The 4,689-nt window shown below is 43.4% G+C and carries 5 protein-coding genes; 1 reads left to right on the top strand and 4 read right to left on the bottom strand.

The annotated features are described in order from the left end of the window. Window positions 1-304: 304 nt before the first annotated feature. The 4 genes from ACEW8S_RS08865 to dapF all read right to left on the bottom strand — a co-directional run bounded on the left by ACEW8S_RS08865 (window position 305) and on the right by dapF (window position 3,550). Window positions 305-937: a hypothetical protein gene (locus ACEW8S_RS08865; RefSeq protein WP_373517798.1), complete on the bottom strand. Its 633-nt coding sequence runs from the start codon at window positions 935-937 to the stop codon at window positions 305-307. 145 nt (window positions 938-1,082) lie between these two features. Beyond that, entirely contained in the window at window positions 1,083-2,126 is a 1,044-nt protein-coding gene (mltG, locus tag ACEW8S_RS08860; protein ID WP_373517797.1) for an endolytic transglycosylase MltG, read from the bottom strand. Window positions 2,127-2,255: 129 nt separating this feature from the next. After that, window positions 2,256-2,780 (bottom strand): GNAT family N-acetyltransferase, encoded by a 525-nt coding sequence (locus tag ACEW8S_RS08855; RefSeq protein ID WP_373517796.1) that lies wholly within the window; start codon window positions 2,778-2,780, stop codon window positions 2,256-2,258. Next, window positions 2,774-3,550 carry a diaminopimelate epimerase gene (dapF, locus tag ACEW8S_RS08850; RefSeq protein WP_373517795.1) on the bottom strand — a complete coding sequence of 259 codons (777 nt, stop codon included), beginning with the start codon at window positions 3,548-3,550 and terminating at the stop codon, window positions 2,774-2,776. The genes ACEW8S_RS08855 and dapF overlap by 7 nt, the downstream gene beginning before the upstream one ends. Window positions 3,551-3,832: 282 nt before the next feature. Here dapF and ACEW8S_RS08845 point away from each other — a divergent pair. Continuing rightward, window positions 3,833-4,689: trypsin-like peptidase domain-containing protein (locus ACEW8S_RS08845; protein WP_373517794.1), on the top strand; the 857-nt coding region annotated here is incomplete at its 3' end.

Genomic DNA, 4,689 nt, shown 5'->3' with positions numbered 1-4,689 from the left:
TTGGCGGAACTCATCAAAGTGCTGCATCCGAACACCCGATTATGTGTGGCTTGCGATATTACACTTCCTACCGAATACATTGCCACCAAATCTGCGGCCGATTGGAAAATGGCCAAGGTCGAACTTCACAAACGCCCTGCTATTTTTGTCATTCAGGGGTAATGGTCCGAATCAAAAAGTAAACCCCAACGCGAACGTCGGGGTTTACCCATCTTCATATGTACTGTAAATTTTTACAGCTACTTTGTTGTCAAGTCCAATTTCTAATCTAAAGTAGAAGTCAGGGAATCTTGATTATTTCAATTTAAACCTTCGGATTACGTTTCATAATTATATGCGATATATCATAACCAGAGAACTTTTTCATGTATTTGGCGATGCTAGTGCCGTAACTGTCCGACACGTCGAAGGCACCCCATGATCGCAGGTATCTTTTTACGTTACCGGCACCGGCCAAATGAGCCGCAGCGAGCATTCCGGATTCCGTAATCTCGATGCCCCCGATTATTTTACCTACGAACCGTTCAATATCCTTTCTAAGAATCCATTTGTTACGGGCTATGTTCGTGTGAAAAGCCTGTTCTTGCAATACCGGGTCGTTCAAGAAACGGGTGGCATTGTAGACACCCATAAGCTGAAGGGTACCGATACCGAACTGGTATTTACCCAGATAGCCCAAGGTGTTGATCGTAAAATAATTGCCTTGGGACTCTTTAAAGGCCAAAGCCTCTTTAAAACCGATGTACGAGCTGCCTAAAAAAGGCGGAGCCATTAACATCTTTGCATTCAAAATCTTGTTTTTGGGGAACAAGACCTCAGTAGGTTTGTTGACTTTAAGGGTTTCGGGCACTTTAACCTCTTCTTTAGGTTTGAACGCGAAACTCAATAAAATACTGGTAATGATCAGGGGAATCGAAAATCGAATCCACTTTCTCATAATTTGTTTTTCCTAAGACTTACGATATTAAAGGTTCGCTTAGATTACAGGGACAAAGATAAAGTCGTTTTTGTCTTATTTTAAAAATGCTTTGTTAAAAAAGACCGGGTTTTAGATGACCCGCTCTCAAATACGGACGAGTTGCCTATCTTTTGATTTTTTGTTCATTCAACCATCGGATATACTGTACCTTATTTCGGTTATGCTGCGCCGCCGTTTTCGCAAACATGTGATATCCGAAATTCTTGACATCGGCAACCATGTAGTAATATTCGTTCTTTTCAGCATTTAAAACCGCGTCAACGGCTGTGATATCGGGCATAGTAATTGGTCCAGGAGGTACACCGGCATTTTTATAGGTATTATAGGGAGAGTCCAGTTCCAAGTCTTTGTACAACACTCTCTTAATAATCGTATCGAAATTTCCCGTATGTTTTTTTATGGCGTAAATAACGGTTGGATCTGCTTGCAGTTTCATTCCTGAACGAATACGATTAAGATACAGCCCCGCGACCCTAGGACGTTCATCGATTTTGGCGGTCTCTTTGTGAACGATGGCGGCCAGAGAGACTACTTCAGATGGTGTCAGGTTCAGGGCCTTTGCTTTTTCTAAACGCTTTTCGTTCCAAAAACGCTTGTATTCCTTAAGCATGCGGTCTCGAAAATCCTCGGCCGAAGTATTCCAGAAAAATTCATAGCTATTCGGAACATACATCGTCAGTTTCGTGTCATCGTTAAATCCGTTGGCTTTCAGGAAGTCGGGATCGTTCAATTTGTTCATTAGGATGAGACTATCGGGTTCCAGTTGAAGCGCTATCCGTCCGGTGAGGTCCGCTAAGGTTTCCTGGTTGTTGAAGGCCACTTTTACGGGAATATTATTACTGCGGAGGGAATTGATGATCTCATTGTTATTCATTCCCTTTTTGATCGCGTACTTTCCCGCTTTAATATTGGAGATATATCCTTTTCTATCCGCCACTTTGCGAAAAGAATCCATGTCCTCCAAAAGTGGGTCTAATTGTTGTTTTACATCCTCAAAATTAGCATCCGAAGGAATAAATACATAGGCCTGATCATTGCTGAAATTCGTGTTGGGAGCAAAAATGGCATCATAAACCATATAGGCAAATATGCCTCCCGCTACAAGGCCGGCGAGAAGAATGAAAAGCAAAATCTTTTTGATATACATGGGGAGATCGTTGTTGGGTTCGTGATTTATAGTTTGTAGTTTGACAGATTGCTGGTTTGAAAAGTGACCTACTTACCTTGTATTTGGTACCTCGTAATTTCTTTGTCTTTGTACCGAATACTCAGTACTTTAAGTCTTCAATTTTTGGAATAAAATTTCATCCTTATATATACCGTTGGAAAAAATCCAGTCCTTTTTAATGCCTACCTCCTGAAAGCCCAGCTTTTTAAAAAGATGGATACTCGTAGTATTCCCTACCACTACATTGGCATATAACTGTCTCATGGCCAATGTAGAAAACGCATAGTCCGTCAACAGGCGGATGGCTTCCTCACCTACTCCCCTATTCCTGTTCTTATCCTCTAAAACGACAATCCCCACGCCGGCCCTATGGTTCTTGGGGTCAAAATCGAACAAATCGATAAGTCCGATACCCCTGTCGTTTTTATCACAGATACACAATCGCAGTTGTTTGACGTCGTAAATATCACGATGGGCATTGTCAAGATACTTCTTCAAGATGTGTCGGGAATAGGGAGTGGTCGTACCGCTTATTTCCCATAGGGTCTCATTATTTTCAAGTTCATACAGAAAATCAAGGTCATCAGGCTCTAAAGCCCGGAGTCGGATATGTTCTCCTTTCAGCCTCAACATTCGATCTCGCCTTTGAAAACCTGTTCCGCAGGGCCGATCAGATACATGTTCGTATAACTACCGGCATCCTTTTCGAATTCCACGATCAAATCTCCGCCTTGGGTCTTTACGGTTACCTGGTTTACCGCTGTCTTTCCGGTATGGTGCATCGCCAAGGCCACTGCGGTCACCCCTGTACCGCAAGAGAGCGTTTCATCTTCTACCCCACGCTCATAGGTCCGGACCGCAAAGGTAGTTTCGTCGAGCTGCTCTACGAAATTGATATTGCTACCGGATTTCCCATATAATCCATACCGAATTTTTTTTCCTTCCTTATATACCTCAAAATCTTTAAGGTTCTTTACAAGCTGAACATGATGGGGCGATCCGGTATCCAAGAAAAGGTAGGCCGGCTTTGCCCGAATTTCAGATACATCTCGCATTTGAAGGCTTACCCGCTTATCATCTATTATAGCTTTGTGTGGGCCATCCACCGCATTGAAAGTCGCCGTATCCGTAATAATATCCAGATACTTTGCAAAGGCCACCGTACATCGTCCCCCGTTACCGCACATACTACCTTCATTTCCGTCGGCATTGTAGTAGACCATTTTAAAATCTGACATCCCGTCATTTTCTAAAAGGATGAGTCCGTCGCCTCCGATGCCGAACCTGCGGTCGCAAAGCGATGCTATCAACTTGGCATTATTTTTGAAAAAGAGAGCATGCCGATTATCGATCATAATAAAATCGTTGCCGGTACCTTGATATTTGAAGAAAGGGATAGTCATAGTTCAGGGAAAGGGACAAATATAATGTATACGAATGCCATTTAGAAATTCGGGGATTTTGAATATTTTTTTTTTTCTTACCCTAATGGGCAAAATACAATTAGGAAATAAAACCATCCCTGAAAACCGTAAGGCCAAAATCAGCATTTTGATGGGTTAAGGGATTTTTGAAAAAAAATGTTTAAGAATTTCTTGGCAGTTAAAACGCCGTTAAAGCACAGAAAAAAATAATAAGATACTCTTTGAAAACGTTAATTTTAACATTACTAAATAAACAAAAACATGAAAAGGATTGCAAGTACACTTTTGGTCGCCATTTTCGCGGGAGCGATTACCTTAGGGGCCTACAAATATTTCTTTGAGAACACCAAATATACCGTGGTTACCGACACTAATGGCGCATCGACATTTGACACCAGTTTTACTCCGACCTCGCCGAAAGGTTCGGGCATCAACGATGTCGATTTTACGGTGGCGGCCGAAAGTACGGTCAATGCCGTGGTGCATGTTCAAAATGTAACGATCAGCAGAGCACAGCCCTCAATAATGGAGTTCATCTACGGTCAGGGAGGTGGTCAAGAACGGGCACAGGTAGGTACCGGCTCGGGGGTCATCATCTCGCAAGACGGTTATATCGTAACGAACAATCACGTCATCGACAATGCTTCGCAATTACAGGTTACCTTGAACAACAATAAAACCTATGACGCCGAACTGATCGGCACCGATCCGAATTCCGATATCGCGCTGATCAAAATCGATGCGGACCGAGATTTGCCGTACCTCGCTTTTGGGGATTCCGATAACATCAAGATTGGCGAGTGGGTATTGGCGGTCGGCAATCCGTTTAACCTGACCTCTACGGTGACCGCGGGAATCGTGAGTGCCAAGGCAAGGGACCTGCATATGGGCCGCAACCAATCGTTCATACAGACCGATGCTGCCGTTAACCCAGGAAATAGTGGCGGCGCGCTTGTAAATACCAATGGCGATCTGGTAGGCATCAATACGGCCATCACCTCGCAGACCGGTTCGTACGTCGGATATTCTTTCGCGGTACCCAGTAACATCGCCAAAAAGGTAGTGGACGATATTTTGGAATACGGCAATGTACAGAAAGGTATATTAGGGGTAAGCAC

Source organism: Pricia sp. (assembly GCF_041745955.1).
In the GTDB taxonomy this organism is placed as follows: domain Bacteria; phylum Bacteroidota; class Bacteroidia; order Flavobacteriales; family Flavobacteriaceae; genus Pricia.
Note: the sequence above shows the minus strand (reverse complement) of the source record. Positions and strands in the feature narration are given on the sequence as shown.

What these genes read in the sequence shown, in the direction of transcription:
- ACEW8S_RS08865 (WP_373517798.1), bottom strand. Translation starts at nt 937, where the DNA reads ATGAGAAAGTGGATTCGATTTTCGATTCCCCTGATCATTACCAGTATT.
- mltG (WP_373517797.1), bottom strand. Translation starts at nt 2,126, where the DNA reads ATGTATATCAAAAAGATTTTGCTTTTCATTCTTCTCGCCGGCCTTGTA.
- ACEW8S_RS08855 (WP_373517796.1), bottom strand. Translation starts at nt 2,780, where the DNA reads ATGTTGAGGCTGAAAGGAGAACATATCCGACTCCGGGCTTTAGAGCCT.
- dapF (WP_373517795.1), bottom strand. Translation starts at nt 3,550, where the DNA reads ATGACTATCCCTTTCTTCAAATATCAAGGTACCGGCAACGATTTTATT.